Annotated in this window: 18 protein-coding genes; 9 read left to right on the top strand and 9 right to left on the bottom strand. The window is 75.9% G+C overall.

The genetic code is table 11. The features are described from left to right. Positions 1 to 148: 148 nt before the first annotated feature. A complete protein-coding gene (locus tag ACGH2B_RS21130; RefSeq protein WP_399092011.1) occupies positions 149 to 1414 on the top strand; it encodes a hypothetical protein in 1266 nt (421 codons plus the stop codon). After that, positions 1411 to 1947, top strand: coding sequence for a hypothetical protein (locus ACGH2B_RS21125; RefSeq protein ID WP_399092008.1), 537 nt, complete (start codon positions 1411 to 1413; stop codon positions 1945 to 1947). Before ACGH2B_RS21130 ends, ACGH2B_RS21125 begins: the two co-directional genes overlap by 4 nt. On the opposite strand, the gene ACGH2B_RS21120 is transcribed toward ACGH2B_RS21125, so the two are convergent. Next, positions 1872 to 4013 (bottom strand): ATP-binding protein, encoded by a 2142-nt coding sequence (locus tag ACGH2B_RS21120; RefSeq protein ID WP_399092005.1) that lies wholly within the window; start codon positions 4011 to 4013, stop codon positions 1872 to 1874. The two genes, ACGH2B_RS21125 and ACGH2B_RS21120, sit on opposite strands and share 76 nt — an antisense overlap. A gap of 175 nt (positions 4014 to 4188) precedes the next feature. Between ACGH2B_RS21120 and ACGH2B_RS21115 the strand changes: the two genes are divergently transcribed. Next, positions 4189 to 5049, top strand: a complete 861-nt coding sequence (locus tag ACGH2B_RS21115) for an Fpg/Nei family DNA glycosylase (RefSeq protein WP_399092002.1) — start codon at positions 4189 to 4191, stop codon at positions 5047 to 5049. 286 nt (positions 5050 to 5335) lie between these two features. Here ACGH2B_RS21115 and ACGH2B_RS21110 read toward each other — a convergent pair whose 3' ends face one another. Beyond that, positions 5336 to 7246 (bottom strand): choline/carnitine O-acyltransferase, encoded by a 1911-nt coding sequence (locus ACGH2B_RS21110; protein WP_399091999.1) that lies wholly within the window; start codon positions 7244 to 7246, stop codon positions 5336 to 5338. A 68-nt stretch (positions 7247 to 7314) separates the two neighbouring features. Next, on the bottom strand, positions 7315 to 8187 hold the full coding sequence (locus ACGH2B_RS21105; RefSeq protein WP_399091996.1) for an arpA protein: 873 nt from the start codon (positions 8185 to 8187) through the stop codon (positions 7315 to 7317). A 1259-nt stretch (positions 8188 to 9446) separates the two neighbouring features. Between ACGH2B_RS21105 and ACGH2B_RS21100 the strand changes: the two genes are divergently transcribed. Then, positions 9447 to 11474, top strand: a complete 2028-nt coding sequence (locus tag ACGH2B_RS21100) for an FAD-dependent oxidoreductase (protein ID WP_399091993.1) — start codon at positions 9447 to 9449, stop codon at positions 11472 to 11474. Between the two features lie 203 nt (positions 11475 to 11677). Continuing rightward, positions 11678 to 12316 carry a PadR family transcriptional regulator gene (locus ACGH2B_RS21095; protein ID WP_399091990.1) on the top strand — a complete coding sequence of 213 codons (639 nt, stop codon included), beginning with the start codon at positions 11678 to 11680 and terminating at the stop codon, positions 12314 to 12316. A gap of 58 nt (positions 12317 to 12374) precedes the next feature. Here ACGH2B_RS21095 and ACGH2B_RS21090 read toward each other — a convergent pair whose 3' ends face one another. From ACGH2B_RS21090 to ACGH2B_RS21075, 4 genes are all read right to left on the bottom strand, one after another. Then, a complete protein-coding gene (locus tag ACGH2B_RS21090) occupies positions 12375 to 13340 on the bottom strand; it encodes a LysR family transcriptional regulator (protein ID WP_399091987.1) in 966 nt (321 codons plus the stop codon). Positions 13341 to 13697: 357 nt separating this feature from the next. After that, positions 13698 to 13970 carry a hypothetical protein gene (locus ACGH2B_RS21085; RefSeq protein ID WP_399091983.1) on the bottom strand — a complete coding sequence of 91 codons (273 nt, stop codon included), beginning with the start codon at positions 13968 to 13970 and terminating at the stop codon, positions 13698 to 13700. 113 nt (positions 13971 to 14083) lie between these two features. Further along, complete coding sequence (locus ACGH2B_RS21080; RefSeq protein WP_399091980.1) at positions 14084 to 15670, bottom strand: AMP-binding protein; 1587 nt, start codon at positions 15668 to 15670, stop codon at positions 14084 to 14086. 145 nt (positions 15671 to 15815) lie between these two features. Further along, on the bottom strand, positions 15816 to 16703 hold the full coding sequence (locus tag ACGH2B_RS21075; RefSeq protein ID WP_399091977.1) for a Gfo/Idh/MocA family protein: 888 nt from the start codon (positions 16701 to 16703) through the stop codon (positions 15816 to 15818). A 554-nt stretch (positions 16704 to 17257) separates the two neighbouring features. On the opposite strand from ACGH2B_RS21075, the gene ACGH2B_RS21070 reads away from it, so the two are divergent. Further along, the gene (locus tag ACGH2B_RS21070; RefSeq protein WP_399091974.1) at positions 17258 to 17878 is read left to right on the top strand and encodes a winged helix-turn-helix domain-containing protein; all 621 of its coding nucleotides are present in this window, start codon (positions 17258 to 17260) and stop codon (positions 17876 to 17878) included. A gap of 63 nt (positions 17879 to 17941) precedes the next feature. Here ACGH2B_RS21070 and ACGH2B_RS21065 read toward each other — a convergent pair whose 3' ends face one another. After that, complete coding sequence (locus ACGH2B_RS21065) at positions 17942 to 18775, bottom strand: lysophospholipid acyltransferase family protein (RefSeq protein WP_399091971.1); 834 nt, start codon at positions 18773 to 18775, stop codon at positions 17942 to 17944. Further along, complete coding sequence (locus tag ACGH2B_RS21060) at positions 18772 to 19611, bottom strand: GNAT family N-acetyltransferase (protein ID WP_399091968.1); 840 nt, start codon at positions 19609 to 19611, stop codon at positions 18772 to 18774. The genes ACGH2B_RS21065 and ACGH2B_RS21060 overlap by 4 nt, the downstream gene beginning before the upstream one ends. Before the next feature lie 1014 nt (positions 19612 to 20625). Between ACGH2B_RS21060 and ACGH2B_RS21055 the strand changes: the two genes are divergently transcribed. The 3 genes from ACGH2B_RS21055 to ACGH2B_RS21045 all read left to right on the top strand — a co-directional run bounded on the left by ACGH2B_RS21055 (position 20626) and on the right by ACGH2B_RS21045 (position 26252). Then, positions 20626 to 23766, top strand: a complete 3141-nt coding sequence (locus tag ACGH2B_RS21055) for an alpha-N-acetylglucosaminidase TIM-barrel domain-containing protein (RefSeq protein ID WP_399091965.1) — start codon at positions 20626 to 20628, stop codon at positions 23764 to 23766. Between the two features lie 58 nt (positions 23767 to 23824). Next, complete coding sequence (locus ACGH2B_RS21050) at positions 23825 to 24109, top strand: DUF397 domain-containing protein (protein WP_399091962.1); 285 nt, start codon at positions 23825 to 23827, stop codon at positions 24107 to 24109. 172 nt (positions 24110 to 24281) lie between these two features. Then, positions 24282 to 26252, top strand: a complete 1971-nt coding sequence (locus tag ACGH2B_RS21045; protein WP_399091959.1) for a hypothetical protein — start codon at positions 24282 to 24284, stop codon at positions 26250 to 26252. The last annotated feature ends 414 nt before the right edge of the window (positions 26253 to 26666 follow it).

Raw genomic sequence — 26666 nt, 5'->3', positions numbered from 1 at the left:
CAAGGAATCTGCAGGCTCGGTGACAGCTCTCCCCCGCACCGTGGGAACCGCGGCGGAAGGACCGCACCCGCGGGTCGGCCGACGGGGCGGACACCGCGGGCACAGCACATCGGACCGGTCAACTCGTTTTGAACGTGGGGGAGTTCGAATGAACATGACGGTATCGGGATTCGAGTGGCGGCATGTCCCGCTGCGGCTGGACGTCGAGCGGTGGGCCACCCGCAAGGTGCGGAAGAAGATCCTCGCGGTGGTGCACACGGTCACCTCGGGGCAGCGGGTGCTGGACGCGGCCCGGTTGCTCGACGGTGACCCCCGGGTGCAGGTGATCTTCACTGTCGCACCCGATGTCTTCAGCCAGGGCGTGGACGCCTTCCTGGAGGGCACCCGGGCGCTGGTGCTCCCCTGGGCCCAGGCCGTGAGCTTCCCGTTCGACCTGGCGCTGGCGGCCAGCCACGGCAGCCTGCACGAGCTGCACGCACCGGTGATCGTGCTGCCGCACGGGGTGGGTCACAACAAGCTCGTGTCGTCGCCGACCGGGCATCCGGCCGCCGGGGCCGATCCGGCGAAGCGTGGTGTCTACGGGCTGAGCAGGCAGCGGCTGGTGCGGGACGGAGCCGTCATCCCGTCGGCGATCGTGCTCTCCCACGACGAGGAGCTGGCCAGGCTCGGCCGCGAGTGCCCGGAGGCGGTGCCGGTGGCCCATGTGGTGGGGGACCCGTGCTACGACCGGATCAGGGCGAGCATGCCGTCGCGGGCGCTGTACCGGAAGGCGCTGCGCACCGGAGCGCGCCAGGAGCTGGTGCTCGCCTGCTCCACCTGGGGGCCCCAGTCGTTGCTGGGCGAGGAGTGGGAGCTGCTGGAACGGCTGGCGGCGGATCTCCCGCGCGACGAGTACAGCATCGCGCTGATGCTGCATCCGAACATCTGGAACGCGCACGGGGAGTGGCAGATCAAGAGCTGGCTGACCTGGCTCGGACGCGCGGGGGTGCAGGTGATCAGCCAGTACTCGGACTGGTGCGGCGCGGTCGTCGCGTCCGACATCATCGTCGGGGACCACGGCTCCGCCGCCCTCTACGGGACGATGACCGGCGCCCGGGTGCTGACCACGGGCTCGTCCGAGGTGGAACTGGACCCCGGGTCCCCCATGGCCGAATTGCGCTCCTTCGCGCCCCGGTTGCGGGCCGACCGCCCGCTGCGGCGGCAGTTGCGTGCTCCGGCCGCGGCGGCACGGCCGGAGCTCTACGCCCGGGTGGCCGCCCGGCTCACCTCGGAGCCGGGCCGGTTCGCCCGCCGGATGCGGTCGCTGATCTACCGGACGCTGCGGCTGCGGGCTCCGGCCGCGCGGCTGGTACCGGAGACGGCGTCGCTGCCGGTCACCCTGGACTTCGGGGTCGCGGGCGGAGCGGAGACATGACGGCGCGGTGGCTGAGTGTCCGCGGGCCCGGCCCCGGTGGCGCCACGCTGCTCGCCGTGGCCGGGGAGACGCCCGTGCCCGACGCCGTGACGGCGGTGCGGGCGACGGTGCGGCTGCGGTTGCCCGGCGGCAGGTGGGTGACCGATCACCATCTGCGTGTCGCGCCTCCGGCGCCGCGCCCGTGGCCGCTGCTGGCCGATGTACTGGTGGTCCGGGCCGCTGAGCCGGCCGGAGAGGCGTACCTCGCTCCCGGGGCGGCCGTGCTGGCTCTCCCGCAGGGGCCCACGAGGTGCCGTATGCGGTGTGCCCCGTGGCGGGACACCTGGGTGGAGCTGGGCTCCGGGCATGCCGCCGTGGCGTCGTGGGAGATCTGGGCGTCGCTGGCACACGCCTGGCTGGTGGCCGGTCTGCCGGTGCGGGCGCTGGCCGCGGCGGCGGTGCGGGTGGTGCCGGCCGGTCACCCGGCGGCGCCGAGCGCCCCCAGCCGGGTGCGCACCGCGTCGGCGCGTTCCGTCCGGTTCACTCCGACGTAGAGATCGAGCGCCTCCTGGTAGCGGGCCCTGGCCAAGGGGACCTCCCCTCGGCTCCCGGCGATCTCGGCCAGGGCCTCCAGGGCCCGCGCGATCTCGTAGCCGGCGTTGACACCGCGGAGTTCGGTCAGCGCCTCGGACAGCAGATCCTCCGCCTCCCGCACCGCACCGGCGAGCATCCGGGCCCGGCCCAGGAGGGTCGTCGCGCGGGCGGCGTTGTAGGTGTCGCCCGCCTCGCGCAGGGTGTCCCGCGCCGCCGCGGCGGCGGCCGCGGCTTCCTGCGGGCGGGCCGCGTCGAGGGCGATTCCCGCGGCGTTGAGGCGGGCCAGAGCGCCGGCGCGCGGATCTCCGTGGCGGGGCAGTTCGGCCGCGGCGCGGACGAACAGCGCCTCGGCCGCCTCCGCGTCGCCGCGGCGCTGGAGGGCGAGTCCGCGGTAGTTGAGCGTCCGGGCGTGCCCCAGGGCGTCGCCGTCCTCGTCCAGGATCTCCGCCGCCGCCTCGAACATGTCCAGGGCTCGGTCGTGCTCGCCGCGCCCCAGCTCGCCCAGGCCTCCGGAGGTCAGCATCCTGGCCTGCGCCACCCGGTCCCCGTGCTCCTCGGCCGCGGCCAGCCCCTCCCTGTGCACGGTGCGCCAGTGTTCGTAGTGTTTGCGGCGGGGGAAGAGCGGCCACATGGCATCGGCCAGTTGCCAACTGAACCACGGGAAGGCGGTGGTTCTGACGCGCCGGACGACCGCGACGAGGTCGGGCAGTTCCCGCTCCAGCCAGTCCAGCGCCGCCTCCGCGTCCCGGCTGCCGAACGGCGCGGAGCGCGCCTCCCGGGAGGCCGGGTCCCGCTCCAGAGCGGTCCGCCGCGGCTCGATGGCGCGCTCCGCGAGGGTGGCGAGGGCGAGGTAGTGACCGGCTGTACGGCGCAGCGCCCCGGCGCGTTCCGCCGCCGGTTCGTCCTCCTCGGCCCGCGCCAGGGCGTGCAGCCGTACGAGGTCGTGGAAGCGGTAGCGGCCCTCCCCCGTCTCGGTGAGCAGATGGGTGTCGTGGAGGACGTCCAGCAGCTCCGCGGCCTCGCCCGCCGTCGCCCCGGTGGGGGCCAGCAGGGCTGCCGCGAGGCCGTTGTCGACATGTCTGCCCGGGTGGGTGCCGAGCAGCCGGTAGAGCCGGGCGGCGTCCGCGGACAGACCGCCGTAGGACAGGTCCAGGGCGGCCCGTACGCTCCGGTCCCCGTCGATGGCCAGGGCGTCGAGGCGTCCGCGTTCCTCGGACAGGGCCCCGACCATCACGGCGATGCTGCGCCGCGGCCGGGCGGCCAGACGCGCGCCGACGAGACGTACGGCGAGCGGGAGGCCGGCGCAGAGACGGACCAGGGCGCGGGCGTCGTCGGGGTCCTCCGCCACACGGTGGTCCCCGAGCGTGTCCGCGAGCAGCGCGACGGCGTCGTCCGGTGCGAGCGGTTCGAGGTGGAGCTGGTGACCGCCTTCGAGGGTGAGGCCGGTCAGGCGGGCGCGGCTGGTGACCAGGGTGACGCTGCCCCCGCCGGGGAGCAGCGGACGGACGTGGGCGGCGCTCTCGGCGTCGTCGAGCAGGACCGCGACCGGGCGCCGGGAGGTCAGCGAACGGTAGAGCGCCGCGCGTTCGGCGAGGGCGTGCGGCACCTGCTGCGGTGCGACGCCGAGGCCGCGCAGGAAGCGGCTGAGCGTCTCCGCCGGGTCGGCCGGCCCGCTCGGCGACCGCGCGCCCAGATCGGCGTAGAGCTGGCCGCCGGACGGCGACGGTCTCAGGGAGTGCAGCCAGTCCAGCGCGAGAGCGGTCTTGCCGACGCCGCCCAGGCCGCTGATGGCCGCCAGGAAAGGGTGGCCACGACGGACACAGCGATCGAAGTGGGACGTCAGGAACAGCAGCTCATCCGCACGGTCGGTGAGCGGCGCGGTGGGAGGTAACTGCCTCGGTACGGGCGGGAGGGCGGCCCCCTGGCCCCCGATGTACACATCTCCCTGGATGATGCCCGCCTGCAGGCTCGGGCCCAGGACCTGCCCGCTGATGTCGTTGTGAACGCTCTGCTCGTCCACCGGCATGCGCCCCCTTCGCCCCGGCCGCCGGCTGCACCCGGACGACTCCTGCATGAGTATGTCCGAGTACGCGGCGGACACTCGGCGGTGCCCGGGGCCACCGGCCCGTGCGGGTGGCGGCTCCCCGGCCGGGCGCCGCTCCGACCGCGCCGGAGTTTCCCGGCTGCGCCAGACTGACCCCATGCCCGAATTGCCAGAAGTTGAGTCGCTCGTCCGATACCTGCGGGGGCGGGTCGAAGGGAAGACCGTCGAGCGGGTTTTTCCGGTGGCGGTCAGTGTGCTGAAGACGTATGAGCCCGCCGTGACGGAGTTGGAGGGGGAGGTGTGCGGGGGCGTGGTGCGGTGGGGGAAGTTTCTGGATGTGGGGGTCGGGGGGTTGCGGTTGGTGATGCATTTGGGGCGGGCGGGGTGGGTGCGGTGGCGGGAGGAGGTGCCGGAGGGGGTGCCGCGACCGGGGAAGGGGCCGTTGGCGTTGCGGGTGCGGCTGGTCGAGGGGGACGGGTTCGATGTGACGGAGGCGGGGACCCGTAAGCAGGTGGCGGTGTATGTGGTGCGGGATCCGCGGGAGGTGCCCGGGGTGGCGCGGCTGGGGCCCGATCCGCTGGACGCCGCGTTCACGCGGGAGGCGTTCGGGGCGATGGTGAGCGGTGAGCGGCGGCAGATCAAGGGCGTACTGCGGGATCAGGGCGTGCTGGCCGGGATCGGGAACGCGTACTCGGACGAGATCCTGCATGTGGCGCGGATGTCGCCGTTCAAGGCGGCGGCGTCGCTGTCGGAGGAGGAGACCGATGTGCTGTACGCGGCGATCGGGACGACGCTGGCGGACGCGGTGGCGCGCTCGGGCGGGCTGGAGCCGGGGAAGCTGAAGGCGGAGAAGAAGAGCGGTATGCGGGTGCACGGGCGGGCCGGCCAGGCGTGTCCGGTGTGCGGGGACACGGTGCGGGAGGTCGTGTACCGGGACCGGTCGATGCAGTACTGCCCGACGTGTCAGACGGGCGGGAAGATTCTGGCGGACCGGCGGATGTCGCGGTTGTTGAAGTGAGGGGGAAGTGGGGGGGAGCGGGGGGGGAAGGTGGGGCGGCGGGCGCCGCGCGGTGGAGCGCGGCGCCCGGCCCCGTACGGCCGGCCGGGCGCCCTGAGCCCGCGCAGCCGGACGCGGCCTCCTCGGCCGCGGCCACGGGACCGTAGCTGCCGGACCACTGCCGGACCGGGCATGGCCGAACGCGGCGCCCGGCCCCGTCAGCCGTGGGCGGGCCGCGGTCGGACGTACCCGCGGCCCCGCCCGTCTCACGGGGTGAGCCGGCCCCGTCAGTCGCGGATGGCCGTGGTCATCCTTCCTCGCCCAGCAGTTCCCGTAGCTCCGTCACCGCCCGACGGAGCTGGTCGGCGAAGGTGTGCATCGGTTCCGCGACCTTCTCCGGGGTGCTGAGGTAGAGGTGGAAGCGGTCGGGGAGGAGGACGTAGGCGACGCCGATGCAGCGGCTGCTGGTGGAGCCGAAGCCGAAGAACTGGATGTGGGCGGAGGGGGCTGAGCTGGTGCTGAGGTAGTCGTCGCGCATGGTGAGCCAGCCCGGGGAGCGGTAGAGGGCGGGCTGGTCGGGGAGGCCGAGTTCCGGGCCGCGGCGGCGCTGGATCAGCTCCAGTTCCCACAGGTGCTGTTCGGGGGCGCGGCCGGCCTGGCAGTCCTTGGCGCGGGCGACGTGGGCCTGGGCGGCGGCGCGGAAGGCGGCGCGGCGGGTGGCGGGGTCGGTGGCCGGGTCCTCCATGGCGGCGACGAAGCGCTGGATCTCCTCGGTGACCACCCGCATCGCCTCGGTGCGGCCGCGCCGCCACTGCCGGGTGGCGATCGATTCGTAGGTGGCGCCGAGGTGGCCCTTGGCGCGCTGGTGGGCGAGTTGGTAGGCGAGCTGGACGAAGGCGTCCGGGGAGACGCCGAGGGCTTTGGCGGTGTCGGCGCCGAAGTCGTCGAAGGTGACGGTGCGGGTGGCGGTGGCGCGGCCGTACGCGGCGAAGGCGTCGGCGGCGGCGCGGACGCGGGCGCGGGTGGCGTCGTCGGTGGTGAAGGTGAGCGGGGCCGGTGCGGGCGGGCCCTGGGTGCGGGCGCCGGCGAGGCGGGCGTGTTCCTCGGGGGTGGTGGCGAGGAGGCCGTCGACGAAGGCGAGGACGGTGGTGCCGTCGAGTTCGCAGTGTTCGATGTTGATGCCGGCGCGGCCGTCGGCGAAGACGATGAGGGAGACGGCCTTGTCGAACCAGCGGTTGCCGCGGTCGCCGTACAGCAGCTCGTCGCACGCCTCCTGGACGCCGTCGGGGGCGAAGTCCTCCAGGCAGACGCAGAAGAGGGCGGTTTCGACGGTGTCGAGGGCGGCGGCGTTGCCGGGGTCGGCGAGGAGGGCGGTGCGGGCGTCGGCCCATTCGGCGCGGGCGAGGGTGGTGAGGTGGCCGACGGAGGTGCCCGGTTCGGCGGGGGCGGCGCCCAGTGTGCGTACGGCGTCGAGCCCGGCGCGCAGGTCGTCGAGGCCGTAGGGGGTGCCGTCGGGGGCGAGGACGTCGAGGCGGAACATCCGGCCGTGGAAGAGGACGACGATGTGGCGGGCGCGGGACGGGCCGGGCCACTCGGCGGAGTACGGGGCGCGGACGGTGTCCTGGTCGGTGCCGGGGATGCGGGTGGTGGAGAAGAGGTAGCGGTGCTGGTCCATCGACTGCGGGCGGCCGCGCTGGAGGACGGGCGGGAGCCGTTCCTCGTCGAGGAGGCGCTTGTGGTGGAGGGCGCCGGCGATGAGGCCGGCGGCGCGGGAGAGTTGGGGGTCGGCGGCGAGGGCGGCCGTGGCCGGGGCGCTCTCGCCCTCGGCCGGTGCGGCGCCCGTCCCCGGTGCGGGCTCCCCGCCCCGGGACTCGTCCCGGAACTCGTCCCGGAACAGGAAGAAGAAGTTCGCGTTGAGGGCGATGCGGTCGCGGCGGCCGAGGTAGCGGTAGGGCCAGAAGGTGTCGAGCCAGCTATGGGTGGTGGGGAGCGCGTCGTAGGCGGCGAGGGCGGCGTGCAGGACGGGGCCGGGGCCGTCGGGGGCGCGGAAGGCGGCCACCTCGGCCTCGGTGGCGGCGCGTTCGGCGTCGGTCAGCAGCGGGCGGCACCACTCCAGGAAGAGGGCGCAGCTCTCCTCAAGGGTGGGCAGCGGCACCTTCGGTAGCTGGTCGTCATGGGCGAAGGTGGTGCCGGGTGCGGTGTCCTCGGGTGTGGGCATGGCGGCTCTCGATTCGACGGATGCGTACGGGCGACGTGCTCAACGAGCGGGAATCGTACGGGGGTTGGTCAGTCCAGGAGGGTGTCGCCGCGGACCGCGCGGCGGGCGGCGGCCTCGTGGGCGGGGAGGACCCGGCCGAAGAGCTGGCGGGTGCGGGCGAGGCTGCCGATGACGCCGGGCCGCTCGCTGTAGGCGAAGATCGCGGAGTGCCTGGCCCGGGCGCCGCGGACCGGGCTGACCCGGTGCAGCGCGTAGCGGCCGCGGAAGAGCTGGAGGTCGCCGGGGCGCAGCGGGAGGCGGCGGACGAGGTGGCCGCCGTCACCGTCGAGGACGGCGCGGACGTCGTCGAAGCGTTCGTCGTCGGCGGACCGGATGCCGGGGCAGTACTCGAAGTCGCCGCCCTCCGCGGCTTCCTGGGTGAGCATGCTGACGGTGAACTCGTTGGTGTCGAAGTGCCAGGGGTGTTCCATGCCCGGTTCGACGACGTTGAGGACGAGTCCGGCGAGCGGGTCGGCGAGCGGGTGCAGCCGGGGCAGGCCGAAGCAGGCGGCGAGGAAGCGCTGGAAGTCAGGGTCGGTGTGGAGCCGGCTGATGAGCGCGTCGGCGGGGATGCGGTCGCGGGGGACGAAGGCGTTGCCGCGCAGGAAGGTGCGGCGCCCCGGGTGGCCTTCGGGCAGCGGGGTGTCGGTGGCGATGTTGTAGACGTTGACGGTCTCGGTGGCGAAGTGGGCGCGGGGGGCGAGGTCCGCGCACTCCTCGCGCAGGGCGTCGCGCTGCGGCGGGCGGAGGAAGTCCGTGAGGACGGTGCAGCCGAGGGTGCGCAGGTCGCGGCGGGCCCGGTCGATGACGGTCCGGGCGGCGGGGGCGTCGGGGTCGGCGAGCGGGTAGCGGTCGGTGTCGACCACGTGGTCGAGCGTGAGCGTCGTGGACGGTGTGCTCATGCGGTCCCTTCCGTGTGCGGGCGGGCGGTCGGCGCGGCGCGCGTCGTCGTCCCCGTACGTGACGCGCCGGCGGCCACCCCTCGGAATGCGGCAACTCTACTGAGAGGTAACCGAGTTGGGGCCAGGTGAACGGGAAGACCGCTGTGAGACGGCCCACGGTGCGGCGGGGGCGGGTGGGGCGCGGGGCGGCGACGGTACGCGGTGGACGGGTACGGGCGGGACGCGGGGGCGGGGGCGCCCCAGGCGCAGGCGGGCGAGAGCGGGAGCAGGGCGCGCCCATGGGGCGGCCCCCGGGCATCCGGAGCACGCGGGGGGGGGCCGCGCACCGGACACAGGCCGCGGGACACGGGACCGTGCGGAGACGGAGGCGTACGAGCGGGGCGCGGGGACGGGGACGGGCGGCAGCGGCCACACGCTCAGGCGGACGGGCGGCAGACGAGGGCCGGACACAGGCGGGCGGCAGCGGGCACACGCTCAGGCGGGCGGGCGGCAGCGGGCACAGGCACAGGCGGCGGACGCGGGCCCGACGCAGCGCGGACGGCGGACGCGGGCCGGACACAGGCGGGCGGCAGCGGCCACACGCTCAGGCGGACGGGTGACAGACGAGGGCCGGACGCAGGCGGGCGGCAGCGGGCACAGGCACAGGCGGCGGACGCGGGCCCGGCGCAGCGCGGACGACGGACGCGGGCCGGACACAGGCAGCGGACGCAGAGGGGGGCGGACGACGGCGGCACCGGCCCTGCCCGGGCAGGCCAGAGCCGGGCAGGGCCAGGCCGGGCCGGGCAGAACCCGGGCAGGGCCAGGCCGGACCGGGCCGGACAGGGCCAGGCCGGACCGGGCCGGGGAGAGCCAGGCAGGGCCAGGCAGGGCCAGGCCGGGCCGGACAGGGCCAGGCCGGGCCGGACAGGGCAGGGCAGGTCAGAGCCGGGGAGAGCCAGGCAGGGCCAGGCCGGGCCGGACAGGGCAGGCCAGAGCCGGACAGAGCCAGGCCGGACAGGACAGGGCAGGTCAGAGCCGGGCAGGGCCAGGCCGGGCAGGACAGAGCCAGGCCGGGCTGGGCAGACCCCGGGCCGGACAGGGCAGAGCAGGGCCGAACCGGGCCGGGCAGGGCCAGGCAGGCCGGAGCCGGTCCCGGCAAGGCCGACCGCAGGCCGCCCCGCGTCCCGTCGCCTCGGTCACTCTTTTATGCAACTTGTTGCACAACTCCGCTCGGGTGCCCTAGAACATCCCTGACGACCGTCGCCGCGCCAGGAGGCCCGATGAGCCCGAGCCCGTACCCGAATCTGCTGAGCCCGCTCGATGTGGGGCCCGTGACGCTGCCCAACCGCGTCCTGATGGGATCGATGCACGTCGGGCTGGAGGAGGCGCCCGGCGGGTTCGCGCGGATGGCCGCGTTCTACGCCGAGCGGGCGCGCGGCGGCGTCGGGCTGATCGTCACCGGCGGGTTCGCGCCCAACGACGCCGGGCGGCCGTACGAGGGCGGGGCCGCGCTGACCACCGAGGCGCAGGCCGCCGAGCACCGGCTGATCACCGACGCGGTGCACCGCGAGGGCGGCCGGATCGCGCTCCAACTGCTGCACTTCGGGCGGTACGCGCACCACCCGGACCTGGTGGCGCCGAGCGCGCTCCAGGCGCCGATCAGCCCGTTCACCCCGCACGCGCTGACCGATGACGAGGTCGAGCGGACCGTCGAGGACTTCGTACGCGCCGCGGAGCTGGCCCGGTCCGCCGGGTACGACGGCGTCGAGATCATGGGTTCCGAGGGCTATCTGATCAACGAGTTCCTGGTGACCGCCACCAACCGGCGGACCGACCGGTGGGGCGGCTCCTACGCGAACCGGATGCGGTTCCCGGTGGAGATCGTCCGCCGGGTGCGGGAGCGGACCGGGCCGGACTTCCTGATCATCTACCGGCTGTCCATGCTGGACCTGGTGCCGGGCGGCTCCACGCTGCCGGAGGTCATCGAGCTGGCCGGGGCGGTCGAGGCGGCCGGCGCCTCGCTGCTCAACACCGGGATCGGCTGGCACGAGGCGCGTATCCCGACCATCGCGACGTCCGTGCCGCGCGGCGCGTACACCTGGGTGACGCGGCGGGTGCGCGGTGCGGTGAAGTTGCCGCTGGTCGCCGTCAACCGCATCAACACCCCCGAGGTCGCCGAGGAGGTGCTGGCCGGCGGGGCCGCCGACATGGTCGCGATGGCGCGGCCGTTCCTCGCCGACCCGGAGTTCGTCGCCAAGGCCGGACGGGGCGAGGCGGCGGCCATCAACACCTGCGTCGGCTGCAATCAGGCCTGCCTCGACCACACCTTCAGCGGGAAGATCACCTCCTGCCTGGTCAACCCGCGGGCCTGCCACGAGACGGAGCTGGTGCTGTCGCCGACGCGGCGGCGCCGGCGCGTCGCCGTGGTCGGCGCCGGACCCGCCGGACTGGCGTGCGCGGTGACGGCGGCGGAACGCGGCCACGACGTGACGCTGTTCGACGCCGCCACGACGATCGGCGGACAGCTCGACATCGCCCGCCGGATCCCCGGCAAGGAGGAGTTCGCCGAGACGCTGCGGTACTTCCGCCACGCGCTGGAGCGGTGGCGGGTCGACGTCCGCCTCGGCACACCGGTCACCGCCGAGGCGCTGGACGGCGCCGGGTACGACGAGATCGTGCTGGCCACCGGCGTCACCCCGCGCACCCCGCCGATCCCGGGCACCGACCATCCGAGCGTGCTCGGCTACCTCGATGTCCTCCGGGACGGCGCACCGGTCGGCGAAGACGTCGCGGTCATCGGCGCCGGAGGCATCGGCTTCGACGTGGCGGCGTTCCTGACCGACAGCGGCGAACCGGCGAGCCAGGACCCGGAGGTCTTCTTCCGCCAGTGGGGCGTCGACACCGGCTACGGCGCCCCGGGCGGCCTCACCGCCCCGCGGCGGAGCGCGCCGCCGCGCCGCGTCCACCTCCTCCAGCGCAGCACCACCAAGGTCGGTGCGGGCCTGGGGAAGACCACCGGCTGGATCCACCGCACCGAACTGCGCCACCGCGGCGTGACGATGACCGCCGGCGCCACGTACCACCGCATCGACGACGACGGGCTGCACCTGACGGTCGGCGGAGAGCGCCGGACCCTCGCGGTGGACACCGTCGTCCTCTGCACCGGCCAGGAACCCCGCCGCGACCTGCACGACGCGCTGGTACGCGCCGGTCACTCCGTCCATCTGACCGGCGGCGCCGAGATCGCGGCCGAACTCGACGCCAAGCGCGCGATCGACGGGGGGACGCGGCTCGCGGCCCGGTTGTGAGGGAGGGCGGAAGGCGGACGGGCGGGACCCGCGCGGGCTCGGGCCCGGGGCGGGCTCGGGCCGGGGCGTGCGCGGGGCCGGGCGTGCGCGGGGCCGGGCTCCGGCCGGACGCGGGTCCGCGCAGGTCCGGGCCGGTCCGCGCAGGCGGGGCCCCGGGCGGGCGTGGCCCTCGTCAGGTGGCCGGACCGGCCTAGGATGCGTCCATGTCCCTGCCGTACGCGATCCTCACCGCCCTGTTGGAGAAACCGTCGTCGGGGCTGGAGTTGACGCGGCGGTTCGACAAGTCGATCGGTTACTTCTGGTCGGCGACCCACCAGCAGATCTACCGCGAACTGGGCAAGCTGGAGGCCGCCGGACTGATCCGGGCGCTCCCGGCCGCGCAGCCGGCCCGGGGACAGAAGAAGGAGTTCGAGGTGCTGCCGTCCGGCCGCGCCGCGCTGACCGCGTGGGCGGCCGAACCGCAGGACCCCAAGCCGCCCCGGGACGCCCTGCTGCTGCGGATGCGGGCCGCGGCCGTCGTCGGCCACGTCGGACTCGACGAGGAGTTGCGCCGCCATCTCGACCTGCACCGCCGCCAGTTGGCGGAGTACACCGCGATCGAGGAACGCGATTTCCGGTCCGCCGACGCCCCCGGCGACCGGCTGCGCCGACTGGTCCTGCGCGCCGGCATCGACCTGGAGACCTTCTGGATCACCTGGCTGACATCAGCGCTGGCGGAGGTGGCCGAGATGACGGAGCCGGCGGAAACGGCGGAAGCGACCGATGCGGAAGGCGGCGGAGGCGCGGAGAACGCCGGGGGTGCGGGGAGCACCCGGGACACGGCGGGCCAGGACGACGCCTAGGGTGCGCCCCCGGTGGAGCCTCCCCGGTCTCGGGCCCGGCGTCGGCTCGGGCACCGGATCAGCCCGCCCGGAACGGCCTGACGACGCCACCCGTGTCAGGGCCGCCCGGCCCCTCCCGTTCCGCCACCACCCGCCGGGCGGCTTCGCGCAGGGCTTTGACCTGGGGCTGGTCCCGTTTGGCGGGGAGCCAGGCGAGCCCCATCGACCAAGGGGTCAGGTCCTTGACGTCGAGGTAGGAGACGCCGGCCCTCGGGTACAGGCGGCGGGCGGCAGCCGGGGGGAGTTGGATGCCTTCGCCCATGGCGATGGCCAGCAGCGATCCGGCGTAGTCGACGACGCCGTGGTCGGTGTAGCGCACCGGGCCGCCGTCCGGCCGCGGGTCGGCGGACCAGTGCTCCCGGTAGACCCGCGGCACCCGTGGTGACCAGCCCAGATGCGGGCGGTCCCGCAGGTCGGCGAGGCTGATGATCTCCCGTCGCGCCAGCGGGTCCGCCGCGCTGATCGCCGCGCACCGCGCTCCCTCGGCGAGCGTCAGGTACTGGATCCCGTCCGGCACCGGGAGGAAGAGGAACGCGACGTCGACCTCGCCCTCCAGCAGCACGGTGGCGGTGTCGAACGCGGCCCGCCGCATCCGTACGCCGACCTCGGGCAGCGCCGCCCGGAAGGTGTCGATGACGGCGGGCACCGGCTCCATCAGCGCGATGTTCTCGAACGAGCCGATCACCAGGCTCCCGGCGCCCGAGCGGGCCCCGGCCTCCTCCCGCAGCCGGTCCGCGGCGCGCACCGCCTCCCGTACCGCCGGGAGCAGTTCCCTGCCGGACCGGGTCAGCTCGACCCGGCGGGTGGAGCGGTCGAGCAGCCGGACGCCCAGATCGCGTTCCAGGGTGCGTATCTGCTGCGAGAGGGCGGGCTGGGTGATGAACAACCGGGCGGCGGTGCGCCCGAAATGGAGTTCCTCGGCCAGCACCAGGAAAGCCCTCAGATGCCGCACAGGGGCATCGCGCGGCGCACCGTTCCTCGTCATGTCCCTACCCTCCAGGATTCATAACCTCCTAGCAATCAATGCGAGTTGAAGTGGCATCACTCCGGCGTTGCGGGGCCGTACAGGCGACTGGAAGGGTGGTGGACACGGCGCGGGCAGCAGGCTCCGGACGCCCACAAGGGGGCGTTCGCCTCCGCGGACGTGCGCGGGCCGCTTCGGCTGCATACCGGGCCCGGCGGCACGTACCGCTCGCTGCCAAGGCTCCGCGCCCTCGGCGCGGGAACCGTCCGACGGGGGAATCGGGGGGATACCGGGCCCTCGCGGGCGTCAGCACGACGCCCGCGAGGGCCCGTTCTCCTGTCGCGGTGCCGGTCTCCCCCGCACCCGGGTGCGTTCGGGTCAGCAGTTGTCGTAGAGCAGGGTGCGCACCAGACGGCAGGTGGTGTCGGACGGGCGGTGGACGCCGATGGTCTCGGCCATCGCGCGTATGCGGCCGTTGGGCGCCTGGTCGGGGCCGTGAACCCCGGTGTCGAGCAGGGCTATCGCCAGGCGCATGGCCTTGAGGCGGCGGTTGTGGGATTCATACCGCTCGCGGGGCCAACCGGCGGGCAGCGGCTTCTTGGCCGGCGAGTGGGCCGGAAGAGGTTTCGTCGTCAGAGTGGCAGGGGCCATCGGGCAACCTCCAGATGCTGGGTGAACCCTCACTTACTGGTTCCCATTCTACGGCCGGCCACTGACAATCGGCCCTGACCAGCGGCGATATGACGGTGCGGGGGCGGGCCCGGTCAGCGGGCCGTGGCCGCCGCCCCGGACGCCTGCGCCGCCGCCCGCAGCCGGACCTTGTCGGGCTTGCCGACGGGCGTGAGCGGCAGCGCGTCGCAGATCCGGAACACCACCGGCGCGTACATGGCGCCTTTGTCGTGAACCACCAACGCGCGCAGCTCCTCCGGGTCGACGGTGCGGCCCGGCGCCGCGACCACCGCGGCGTGCACCTCCTCGCCCGCGTCGGTGCGCACCCCGTAGACGGCGCACTGCGCGACGTCCGGGTGGGTGTGCAGCAGATCCTCGATCTCCAGCGGGTGGACATGGCCGCCGACGACGATGATCACGTCCTTGGCGCGGTCGACGAGGTAGAGCCGACCCTCCTCGTCCAGGGTGCCGATGTCGCCGGTGCGCAGCCAGCCGTCGCCCACCAGGACCTCCGCGGAGCGCTCCGGCTGCTTCCAGTATCCGGACATCACGCCCGCCGACCGGACATGGATCTCGCCCGTCTCCCCCGGCGCGAGGGTGCGGCCGTCCGCGTCCCGTACGGCGATCTCGACGCCGGGCCGGGCCCGGCCGACGGTGAGGCGGCCGCCGGGGCCGGTGACGTCGAGGTCGGCGGGGACCGCCTCGGTGATCGACAGCGCCTCGGACTGGCCGTACTCCCCGTAGAGCACCGGGCCCAGCACCTCGGCGGCGTGCCGCATCCGGGCCGGGGACGCCGGGCAGCCGCCGTAGGTGACACGGGTGAGGGAGGAGAGGTCGGTGGCGGGCAGGTCGGGGTGGTCGAGGAGGCGGTAGAGGAGCGGCGGCAGTGCCCACAGGTGGGTGATGCGGTGCCGGGCGACGGCGGCGAGCACGTCGCCCGGTTCGAAGCTGGGCCGCAGGACGACGGTGCCGCCGGCCACCAGCGTGACGTCGGTGAAGATGCCCGCGAGGTGGGCGAGGGAGGTGGCGGCCAGGAAGCGGGGCGGGTCCCCGGCGGCGGCCATGGGGCGGGTCAGCATGCGGGCGTAGGGGGCGTGCGTCATCCGGACTCCCTTGGGGACGCCGGTCGTTCCCCCGGTGTGGCGGATGCACCAGTCGTCCCCGGGGAGCGCCGCCCCGGGGACGTCGGGCGTCCCGGGGAGCGCGGCGCAGGCGGCCGCCAGGTCGTCGCCCAGGGGCGGCCGGTCCCCGGTGCCGGGGACCGGGCCGAGGGTGTGGACGACGGGCCGGGGCCCGGACAGGTGGCCCAGGAGGGCGCGGGCGGTGCCGGCCAGGTCCGGCGCGACGAGCAGGAACGCGGCGTCCGCGCCGTCGACGAGGGTGGCGAGGGTCGCGGGGGCGAGCCCGTCGTAGAGCAGGACGACCCGGGCGCCGAGGTGGTTGGCGGCGTAGCGGGCGGTGAGGGCGGCGGGCAGGGTGGTGCTGAGCACGGCGACGGTGGTGCCGCGGCCGACGCCGCGGGCGGCCAGCACGGCGGCCGTCCGGTGCACGGCGTCGGCCAGCCCGCCCGCGGTGAACTCCGTGCCGTCGGCGGCGATCAGGGCCGTACGGGCGGGATCGCGGCGCAAGGCGGCGAGGAGGACGTCGGGGTAGGCGGCGTCCGGGGAGGCGGGGGCGGTCACGGGTGGGCTCCTTCGTGCGGTGCGGTGCGGCGGCTGTCGCGGGCGGGCCGGTCGTCCGCACCGTGACGGCCCGCCGGTACGCCGACGCTACGGCCCGCGCCCGCCCGTACCTGCGCGAATGCGCCAACGGGGCCCGGCGGGCCCGTCAGCCGAGCGCCTGTTCCGCCGCCGCCAGGATCTCGGTGACGCGGCGGCCGAAGCGGAGGTCGCAGGGGTGCGGGCGGCCGGTGCGGGCGGCGAGGAGGAGGGCGTCGACGGCGCGGTGATAGGCGGGCAGCGGGCCGTCCTGACGGTGCGGCAGGGCGGCGACGCCGGCGGTGCCGCGCAGGGTGACGGCGACGCCCGCCGCGGCGGGGGGCGCGGTCAGGCTGAGCGTGGCGGAGCTGGCCGCGCCGCCCCGGTGGCGCAGCGTCAGCAGCACGGTGTCGGCGGGCCCGGGGCGGGCGGCGACGTCCACCGCGTCGCCGAGGACCGGCAGCAGGACGGAGAGCGCGTGCGGTCCGACGTCCCACAGGGCACCTTTCTCGCGGCGCCAGGCGGACGCGGCGTACGGGCTGTCGCTCTCCTCGGCGAAGACCGAGCCGAGCCAGTCGGCGTGGGCGGTGAACCAGCCGCCCTCCTGCGCGCGCCCGGCGATCCACTCGGCCTCGTGGGTGCCGAAGCGGGCGGTGAAGAAGACGATGGTGGCGACGTGCGCGCGGGCGGCCGCCTCGTCCAGGGTCCGGGCGGCGTCCGGGTCGAGGGCGACGGGTTTGTCGAGGAGGAGGTGGCAGCCGGCCTCGGCGGCGCGGGTCGCCAGGGGTGCCTGGACGGCCGGCGGCAGCGCCAGGGCGACGGCGTCGCAGTCGGCGAACAGCGCGTCCGGGGAGGTGTGGGCGCGGGCACCGTGGGCGCGGGCCAGTTCCTCGGCCGCCTCCGGGCGGCGCCCCCAGACGCCGGTCAGTTCCACTCCGGGGTGGGCGGCCAGGGCGGGTGCGTGGACGCGCTGTGCCCAGAAGCCGGTGCCGAGAAGTCCGATACGCGGGGTCGTCATGGGGCCAGTCTGCCCCGCGGGGGCCCGCTCCCCGGGGTGGCGGAACCCGGCGCGGGGGCCGGAATCACCCGGGGTCGCGCGCATCCGGCGGTGGACCGGCCCGGCCCGGGGGGGCGCCGGTCGGCGGCGCGCCCCGGAGGCGCGCGGACGGCTCCGCGCTCCCCCGGGGCCGTCGCCGTACGCCCCCGTCCGCGCCGTCCCGTACCGGTGGGCGGGCGAACTGACGCCGTGGCGGGCGCGGGTGGGCGGGCGCCGGGACGGGGGCGACAGTATGTGGGCGATCCGTCTCACATCTCGGTCCATGTGAAGGACATATCAACAGCCGTCTGCTTCAATGGGCGACATGGCCAGCCTCAATGACAGCGCGACGGGTCGCAGCGACCTCGAGCCCTTCTGGCCGTCCCGCCAGGCGCACGCCTTCGATCGTCTGTGTTGCCGCGCGCACTGAGCGCGGGCCCGCACCTCTTCCGTCCGACGCCGTTGAACGGCGCCGTCGGCCCTGCCCGCGCGCACGACGTCCCCTGACGCTTCTCTGCGCGAAAGAGCTGAATTCCATGACGAACGTCCGCCCGCTGCCTGCCACTTCCGCGACGGCCCCCCTCCCCTCCTCCCCTCCCCCGCACGTCGGCCGGCAGCGGCTGCGCGCCGTGGCACCCGATGAGGTGCCGCCGGTCGCCGAGCTGCTGACCGCGGGCGCGACCTGGCTGCCCGCGCCGCAGGGCAGCCTGCCGGCGCTGCCGGGCCGCCCGCCGATGGTCGGCTATCTCGTCCTCGTACCGGCCGAACAGGCCGCGGCGGCGGGCCGCCACCCGGCCACCGACCCCGCCGCCGGGCCGCCCGGTGAGCCCGCCTCCGAGGCCGCGTCCGCCCCCGGCGCGCACGCCGGTGACGAGGTCGTACGGATCGACCCGGAGCAGCGGACGGCGCAGGTGCTGGGCCGTCCGCTGGACCTGACGTACCTCGAATTCGAGCTGCTGGCGCACCTGGTGGCGCATCCGCACCGGGTGCACACCCGCGATCAGCTCGTGACGACGGTGTGGGGGTACGGGCACGTCGGTGACGGCCGGACCGTGGACGTCCACATCGCCCGGCTGCGGCGGAAGCTCGGCGCCGACCACCGGGCGTCGATCGTCACGGTGCGGCGCGTGGGGTACAAGTACGTGCCCAGCGCCTGATCCGTACGGCGAACGGCCGGGTCCGCACGAAGGTGCGGGCCCGGCCGTCCGTCTGTCCGGGGCTCAGCCCCCGTGGTGTGCCGGGGCGTTGGGGCGCACCGGTGTGTCCGGGTGCGGGGCGGCGAGGACGGCGGAGCGGGCGAGGGCCGCCAGTTCGCGGCGGTCGCGGCAGCGTCCCGGGGGCAGCGCCGGGTGCGCGGTGACCCGTACGGCGAGGCCGCGGGCGGCCAGGACGCGGCGGAGCGAGGCGAGGAAGCTGTCCGGGCCGCAGAACGCGGCGACGGTGGAGGGCAGTGCGCCCTGCGTGTAGGTCAAGGTCACCGGGCGGACGGGGGCGCCGGCGTCGAGCGCGGCCTGGAAGGTGGCGCGCCGGAAGACGCCTCCGTCGGCGGTGCACCAGGTGGTGGCCTGCGGGAACACCGCGACGGACCGGCCCGAGGCGAGGATCTCCGTCAACTCGCCGACAACCTGCGGGAGTTGGCGGGGGCTGGCGCGGTCGATGAAGTGCGTACCGGCGCGGCGGGCGAGGCCGCCGGCCACCGGCCAGGTGCCGACCTCGCGTTTGGCGAGCACCGGCACCGGCTCCACGGCGAGCAGCGCCGGGATGTCGAGCCAGGAGATGTGGTTGGCGACGATGAGGGTGCCGGGCCCGGTGGACGGTGCGCGCAGCGGCCCGCCGCCGTCCAGGCGGATGCCGAGGGCGGCGAGCAGGGCACGGGCCCGGTCGCGCAGCCGCGCGGGGTCGGCGAGGTGTCCGCCGTCGGCCAGGGCCCGGCGGACGGTGGCGGCGAACGCGGCGCCGCGCAGCGCCGTGGTGACCGCCGGGACGGGCGGCAGGGCGTGGCGCGCGCAGTGGCGGCCGCAGCCGGGGACGGTGTCCCAGGGGCCGCCGGTCATGCCACGCGCTCCGGGGAGCGGCGTTCCGGTCCGCGGGGGCCGGGCGGCACGGGGGTGCGCGGGGCGGTGTCCTCCCCGAGGAAGTAGCGGCGGTAGCGGTCGCCGAGGCGTTCCATGTCGAGGACGACGAAGAAGTCGGCGACGCCGAAGTCCGGGTCGTGGGCGGGCGGTCCGGCGATCCAGGCGCCGAGCCGCAGATAGCCGCGGAGCAGCGGCGGCAACTGTGCGGCGGCGGGCTTCCCGGGCAGTTCCCCGGCGGGCAGCCAGGGCCGGTGCGGTACGGCGTGCAGGCCGGGCGGGGCGGGGTGGCGGGTGCGGGCGAGTGCCCAGGCGTGGGCCGCGGCGGTGCCGCCGTCGGCGAGCGGGACGGAGGCGCAGCCGGCGAGGTAGCGGTGGCCGGAGAGAAGGGTGTAGCGGGCGAGGGCGGCCCACATCTGGTTGATGACGGCGCCGCCGCGGTGGTCGGGGTGGACGCAGCTACGGCCCGCCTCGATCAGGGAGGGGCGCAGCGCGTCCAGGGCGGTGAGGTCGAACTCGTCGTCGGAGTAGAGCCTCCGGGTGCGGCCGGGCGGCAGCAGCCGGTAGGTGCCGACCACCTCTTGGGTGGGGTGGTGGACGGTGACGAGGTGGTCGGCGTGGGCGTCGAGGGCGTCGGTGTCGTGTCCGGGCACCTCGGTGTGCAAGGTGGCGCCCAGCTCCTGGCCGAATATCCGGTGCCGCAGCCGCTGCGCGGCGCGGATCTCCGCGTCGGTGGCGGCGAGCGCGGTGGTGTAGCCGGGCCGCGGTCCGGCGGCGGGTGCGGGGTCGTGGGCGGGAACGGTCGGGGCCGTACGCATGGCGAACCCTCCGGGAAGACGGCGGTCTCCCGGCTGCGGGAGGCCGCGGAACGGTGGCGGACGCCGGTCCCGGGGCGCGACCGGCGGGGTACGGGTTGCGGTGTCGGGAAGCGGGACGGGCACGGCGGCGGCGCGCGCCCGGGGCGCGGGCGGAACGGTGAGGCGCCCCACCCCGACTCTCCCCGCGGGTGCCGTCCGAGCGCGTGAAGGGGAGGGAGCGTACGGGTGAGGGGCCGCCGAACAGTCACCGGTGGGGCCGGGGACGGGAACGGGCGGGGGCGGGAACGGGCTGGTTCCGGGACGGGCGGGGCCTGGAGCGGTCTGGTCCGGGTGAGGGGCGCTGAAGAGTCATCGGATCGGGCACGGTGGAGGCGTGGCCTGGGCGTGGGCCTGGAACAGGCGGGCCCGGAACGGCCGGATCCAGGACCGGGCCGACTCTGGAACAGGCTGAACCCGGAACGGCCGGTTCTTGGAGCGGGCCGGCCCCTGGAACAAGCCGGCCCCGGAACGGTCAGGCTTGGAACGGCCGGATCCCGGAACGAGCGAGCCCTGGAACGGGCTGGGCCCGGAACGGCCGGGCCCCGGAACAAGCCGGCTCCTGGAACGGGCTGGACCCGGAACAGCCGGGCTTGGAACGGCCGGCCTCTGGAACGCCCGGCCCTTGGAACGAGCCGTCCCAGGAGAGGGATCTCCGAACGGCCACCGGTGCAGGCACGGCAGGGGCGGGGACATCACCGGGGCCTGGAACAGGCCGGTCGGGGCGGCCCGGCCCTGAACGGCCGGCCTCTGGAAGAGACCAGATCCCGCAACAAGCCGGTCCCGAACAGTCAGCTCCAGGAACGAGCTGCCCCAGGAACGGGCGTATCCCGGAACGGCCCGGTCCTGGAACGGCCCGTCCTCCTCCTTGGAGTGGTGGCCGGGGGCCGTTAGCGTGCCGGTGCGGGCGTGTCGCCCGCGCGCTTCCGCACCGTCCCCGTTGTGTCGCCGCAGGACCGCCGAGCAGTGGAGGCAGCCATGTCCCGTCCGACCCGTCGTACCTTGCTGGGCTCCGCCGCCGCGCTCGGGGCCCGCGCCACGCTCGGCGGGGGCGCCGCCGTCCCCGCCCCGGACGCGGTGGGTGACGGCGCCCCGTTCGATGCCGGTCCGGCGCACGACGCGCTGCGCCGGTTGCTGCCGCGCCACGCGGAGCAGTTCCGGCTCGTCCCGCTGCCCCCGGACGGCCGGGGCGGGGACCGGTTCCGGGTCGGCGGGCGCGCCGGGCGGATCGAGATCGCGGGGACCTCCCCGGCGACGCTGCTGACCGGCGCGTACCACTATCTGCGGCACACCTGCCGGGCCCACTTCTCCTGGAGCGGCGACCAGTTGGCGCTGTCCGCCCGGCTGCCCGCCCCGGGCGCCCCCGTCGAGCGGTCCTGCGCGCTGCCGCACCGTTTCGCGCTCAACGACACCCACGACGGCTACACCGCCCCGTACGCGGACTGGCCGCGCTGGGAGCGGCTGATCGATCTGCTGGCGCTGCACGGGGTGAACGAGGTGCTGGTCACGCCCGGTGCGGAGGCGGTGTACCACCGGCTGCTGACCGGGTTCGGGTACTCCGACGCCGAGGCGCGCGCCTGGATCCCGCTCCCCACGCACCAGCCGTGGTGGCTGCTGCAGAACATGAGCGGCTACGGCGGGCCGATCGACCCGGCGCTGCTGGCGCGGCGGGCGCAACTGGGGCGGCGGATCACCGACCGGCTGCGCGCCCTGGGGATGAAGCCGGTGCTGCCGGGGTACTTCGGGACGGTGCCGGTGGACTTCGCGGCGCGGAACCCGGGGGCGGTCACCGTGCCGCAGGGCGTCTGGGCGGGGCTGCGGCGCCCGGACTGGCTGGACCCGCGCACCGGTACGTTCGCCGACGTCGCCGCCGCGTTCTACCGCCACCAACGCGAACTGCTGGGGCCCGCCGGTCACTTCAAGATGGATCTGCTGCACGAGGGCGGCGATCCGGGGGACGTCCCGGTGGCGGACGCGGCGCGGGCGGTGGAACGGGCGCTGCGTACCGCGCGCCCCGGGGCGGTGTGGGTGATCCTCGGCTGGCAGGAGAACCCGCGGGCGGAGCTGCTGGACGGCGTCGACCGGGACCGGATGCTGATCGTGGACGGGCTGAGCGATCTGGACACCGTCACCGACCGGGAACGCGACTGGCGCGGGACGCCGTACGCGTTCGGGACGATCCCCAACTTCGGCGGGCGCACCACGCTGGGCGCGAAGACGCACCGGTGGACGGAACGGTTCACGGTGTGGCGGGACAAGCCGGGCAGCGCGCTGGCCGGGACGGCGTACATGCCGGAGGCGGCGGAACGGGACCCGGCGGCGTTCGCGCTCTTCGCGGAGCTGGCGTGGAACGAACGGCCGGTGGACCGCGCCGCGTGGTTCGACGGCTACGCGGACGCCCGGTACGGGGGCCGGGACGGCGCCGCGCGGGCCGCGTTCGCCGCGCTGCGCACCAGCGCGTACGAGATCGCGAGCGCCGACGGGCGACCGCACGACGCGGTGTTCGCGGCCCGGCCGGACCTGGCGGCGCGGTCGGGGACGGCGCACGCCACGCACACCCCGGCGTGTGATCCGGCGGCGGTGGACACCGCGTTCGCCGCGCTGCTGGCCGTCCGGCCCGCGCTGCGCGGCGCCGACACCTACCGCCACGATCTGACCGACCTGGCCCGGCAGGCGCTCGCCAACCGTTCCTGGCAGTTGATCCCCCAGCTCCAGGAGGCGCACGGGCGGGGTGACGCGGCGGCGTTCGGTGCGCTGTCGGCGCTGTGGCTGCGGCTGATGCATCTGAGCGAGGAGACCGCCGGCGCGCACCGGCGGTTCCTGCTGGGGCCGTGGCTGGCGCAGGCGCGGGCGGCGGCGGGCGGGGACGCGGCGCTGGCGGCGCGGCTGGAACGGTCGGCCCGCACCCTGATCACCGCGTGGGCGGACCGCCCGACGGCGGACGGCGGGAAGCTGACGCGCTACGCCAACCGCGACTGGGACGGGCTGACCGGCGAGGTGTATCTGCCGCAGTGGCGGGCGTACCTGGACGAGTTGGCGGACGCGCTGGCGGCCGGGCGGGAGCCGAAGACGTTCGACTGGTACGCGTGGGAGGAGGCGTGGACACGGCGGCGGGAGCGCCATCCGCAGCGGCCGGTCACCGACGCGTACCGGACCGCGCGGCGGGTGCGGGACGTCCTGGCGGCGGCGCCGTACCAGGGGGCGCTGACGGTCGCGGCGGAGCCGGTGGCGCTGCCGCCGGGCGGGCGGGCGCGGGTGAGCGCGGCGCTGCGGAACGTCAGCGGGCTGCGCGCCACCGGCCGGGTGGACTTCGCGCTGCGCGGGCCGGCGGCCGAGCCGGACGGTCCGCTGTCGCTGCCGTCCGTCGGACCGGGCGCCACCGGCCGGGCGCACTGGCAGGTCACGGCGCCGCCGGGCCCGCCGGCCGAACCGCTGCGGGCGCTGCCGTACACGCTGACCGCGACGTACGGGCCGCGCGGTGCGGAGCGGGTGCGGGCGGTGCGCGAGGACGCCCTGTGGGTGGCGGGGCCGCTGGCGGCAGGGTGGACGACGGTCACCACCAACGAGGCGGTTTTCGGTCAGCGGGCGGACCGGTTCGCGGTGCACGGCGGCGGCAGCGATCTGTGGCGCGCCACCGCGGAGTTCGGCGCGGTGTACCGGCCGGGGGCGCTGGTCCCGGGCGGGTCGGTGCGGGCGGAGGTGGTGCGGCAGGACGCGACGGCGCCGTGGGCCCGCGCGGGCCTGATCGTCCGCAACAGCCTGACGGCGGAGCCCGGTTCGCCCGGGGCGCGCGGTTTCCTCGACCTCGCCGTCACCCCGGACCACGGCGTGGTGCTCTCCTACGACGCGACGGGCGACGGCACCCTCGACACCAACGTACGGCTGGCGGGGGTGACCGCTCCGGTGACGCTGCGGCTGGTGCGGGGCGCCGACGGGGCGGGCGGCGCCGCGTACACCGGGGCGTGCTCGGTGGACGGCGGGACGACGTGGCGGGAGGTCGGGACGGTGCGGGTGCCGGGGGCCGCCGGGACGCAGGACGCCGGGATGTTCCAGTGCGCGGCCAACTCCGGTTCGGGGGCGCGCGGGACGGCCGAGTTCCGCCGCTGGAACATCCGGTGACCGGCCGGTCACCCCGTACGCTGAGCCGGAAGGACCACGTGAGTGAGGGGACAACGGCATGAGCGCCGCAGCGGAGCGGGAAGCAGCGGATCGGGAAGCGGCCGAGAGGGCGGCGGTGAAGGAAGCGGAGAAGACGTGGCTGTACGGCCTCGACATCTCGGACGCGACCTGGCAGCGCGCCCCGGGCGACGCGGAGGAGGCGGTCGAGATCGCGTTCCTGGAACGCGGTGCGGTCGCGATGCGTAACTCCACCGAGCCGGATGTGGTGCTGCGCTACACCAAGGCGGAGTGGGACGCGTTCGTGCTGGGCGCCCGCGACGGCGAGTTCGATCTGGACATCTGACGGACGCGCCCGTGGGGCCGGTGACCGGTCCCGCGGGCGCGGGTGTGTTCCTTCCCGGGCCCGTGCCCGGTGCCGGGCGGCCGTCCGCGGCCGGGCCCGGCGCTCCTCCGGTCACCCGTTCCGGCCTCGTTCCGGCGGGTGACCGGCCTCGTTCCCGCTCGTTTCACCGGGCGTGGAACAGCAGCCGACACCTTCCCGCAAGGACAGCGCCCCCGAGGACCGCGTCACCGGCCACGACCCCGCGCGGGGTCCGGACGGCCCGGACGGGGTGGACGTCGAGGAGGCGGAGGCGGCGCTGGTGGCGCACTATCCGCGGCTGGTGCGGCTGGCGTACCTGGTGTTGCCGCACGGCGGTGGCCGGGGCCACCGGGTACGCGCCGCGCACGCCGTGGCGCAGCGGGCCCTGCCGCGCCGCCGTACCGCTGCCGATGTGCTGCCGCTGCCCGGCCAGCGCGGCGCCCCGGAGGCGGACGGTCCCGGGTACGCGGTGCTGCGGGTCCAGGTGGTGCGTCAGGCGCTGGCGGTGGCGGGCGGCCGGTGGCGGCGTCCCGGGCCGTTGCCGCAGGTGTGGGGGGTGCGGCTGGCGCCGCGGCCGGGTGGGGCGGCGGAGTTGTCCCTGGACCGGGAGCTGGCGGAGCTGTCGGCCGCGGGGCGCGCGGCGTACGTCCTGCGCTCCCTGGAACGGCTGGCGCCGGAGGAGGTCCTGCGGACGCTGACGGCCGCCGGGGTGCGTGACCCGGAGGTCGCGGTGGCGGAGGCAGAGGAGGTGACGGCGCCGGGCGCGGTGCGGGGCCGGTCGCTGCTGGAGTCGCCGGAGTTCGACGCGTGTGCGCTCCAGGCCCGGCCCACCGATCTGATCCGGCGGCGGCAGCACGGCCGGGCGCTGCTGGTGGCGGGCGTCGCGGTGGTGGTCTGCGGGGCGCTGCTGGGGCTGCCGGGGCAGGGCTGGGGGCCGCAGGGGGCGGCGGCCCCGCCGTACGCGGAGAACGCGGCGGCGCGGGCGGCGATGGACCCGGCGCGGCTGACGGTGTCGTCGCCGACGGCATGGAAGTCGGCGGCGCGGGAGGACTTCGCGGCCTGGCCGGCGCGGGGTGACCGTACCGGCGACAAGGCGCTGCTGCGGCGGGCGCTGGCGGTGTGGGCGCGGCCGGGGCCGCAGGTGAAGGTGGCGGCGGCGCCCGGTACGGCGACGGGTCCGGCGGCCGGGCCCGCGCAGTTGCTGTTCGCGGGGGCGGTGGACCACGCGGCGGTGGTGCTGCTCCACGACGGGCAGCGGCTGGTGCGGTACGCGGAGGCGGCGGACGGTTCGACGGACGCGGGCGCGGCGCTGGACTTCGCGCGGACGGACGGGGCGCAGGACGCGTCGGCGGCCGCGCTGGTGGTGAGCCGTACGGCCCGTAACGTCCGTTATCTGACGGCCCCGTGGGCGTCGTCGGTGCGGCTGGTGGATCTGCTGAAGCCGGGGGCGCCCGGGGAGCGGCTGGCCGTGGACGCGCAGGGGGTGAGCGCCCCGGCGCCGTCGCCGGGCCCGTCCGGCGGGTGCGATTCCTGGCCGGCGCTGCGGACGGACGGGGCGCTGCTGACCGATCTGGGCGAGACGACCCCGGCGCGGTTGACGTACGGGACGCCGCAGGCGCCGGGCGCGGTGGACGGTCCGGAGGGGCGGACGGCGTGGGCGCGGACGGCGTGTCAGCTTCCGGCGTTGCGGGGTCTTGGCGTGCGGTCGGTGAACGCGTGGCCGTTCGCCCGGCAGGCGTTGCCGGGCGGGGCGGGGACCGCGTCGTGGCTGTGCGCCCGGGCGGAGACCTGGCGGGGCCCGGGGAGCCGGACGCTGGCGGTGTTCCAGGGCCCGGCGCCGGCCGGGCAGCCGTATGCGACGGGCGCGGTGGCGGCGGCCGCCGAGGGCGGTACGGCGTGCGGCCCGCGGGCCCCGCGGGTGCTGGCCGGGGCGCTGTGGAAGTCCGGTGACGGGACGTGGTGGCTGCTGGCCGCCGGGAGCCGGGACGTGACATCGATCGCGGCGACCGGCGGTGTCCGGGGCGGCGCTCCGGGACGCCTGCTGACCCTGCGGGTCCCGGCGGGCAGCCACGCCCGGCTGACGGGCCGTCTGCGCGACGGCGGCCGTATCGATGGGCTGGGCTGAGACGGAACGGCGGTGGGGGCGGGTCCTGGGGGCGTTCCGCGTTCCAGGGCCCGCCCCCTACGGATACGGGGGGGCCTGGAACACCGGGCGGCCCCCGTGGGATGCGGGAGGGCCTGCACGGAATGCGGGGCGGCTCCCGGCAATGCGAGACGGATCCTGGGAATGCGGGGCGTCTCGCGCGGAGGACGAGTCGTCTCGTACGGGATGCCCGGCGGGCCCTGGGGACGCCGTCCCGTACGGGGTGAGGGTGGCCCCCTGGAATGTGGGGCGGGCCCGTGCGGGACGCGGGCAGCCCCGTACGGAATGCGGGGCGGGCCCGTAGAGGATGCGGCCATGCCGTTCGGGGCTGCGGCCGTTCCGTTCGGGTCGGCGGGTGATCCGGTGCGGGGCGGCGGGCGTTCCCGTACCGGACGG

The sequence above is a fragment of the Streptomyces sp. BBFR2 genome (genome assembly GCF_044497305.1).
Taxonomy (GTDB): domain Bacteria; phylum Actinomycetota; class Actinomycetes; order Streptomycetales; family Streptomycetaceae; genus Streptomyces.
This window is presented reverse-complemented; position numbering and strand designations above follow the sequence as displayed.